This window comes from Candidatus Symbiopectobacterium sp. NZEC135 (assembly GCF_025962695.1).
The window spans coordinates 1-502 of record NZ_JAGFPF010001582.1 but is presented as its reverse complement, the minus strand read 5'-3'; the positions used below and the strand labels follow the sequence as shown (position 1 = coordinate 502).

Below are 502 nucleotides of genomic sequence, written 5' to 3'. Positions count from 1 at the left end.
ACAATGAAGGGCGAAACGGCCCGCCTTGACGGTGTAACAGCAATACCGTTGCGTGCACAGCGCGGTTTTACACTGGTAGAGATGTTGCTGGCTATCGGCATTTTTGCCGCGCTGAGCGTTAGCGCATTCCAGATACTGAACGGTGTAATGCGTAACGATGAAATTTCAGCGCGCAAAGCGCAGCGATTGTCGGAGTTACAGCGGGCGTTTGGTCAGGTAGAAGACGATCTTTCACACATCATTGCTCGCCATGGTCGAGGCAGCGCCGCGTTCTTTTTTACCGGCAGCAAGCAGATGCAAAGTGAGGACGACTACCTGCGTTTCACTCGCAATGGCTGGCTTAACCCGCTGGGTATTTTACCGCGCAGCGAATTACAGGGCGTGGCGTATCGCTTGCGTGATAACCAACTGGAGCGGTTGTTTTATCGCTACGTCGATCCTATTCCCGGTGAAAAGCCGGAGCAGAAAGCGATATTGACCCAGGTGGAGGGCTTTCGCTTAC

At 53.6% G+C, this 502-nt stretch carries 1 protein-coding gene; it reads left to right on the top strand.

All coding sequences use genetic code 11. From position 1 onward, the window contains the following. Positions 1 to 3: 3 nt before the first annotated feature. Positions 4 to 502: type II secretion system minor pseudopilin GspJ (gene gspJ / locus J5224_RS35490; protein ID WP_264629446.1), on the top strand; the 499-nt coding region annotated here is incomplete at its 3' end.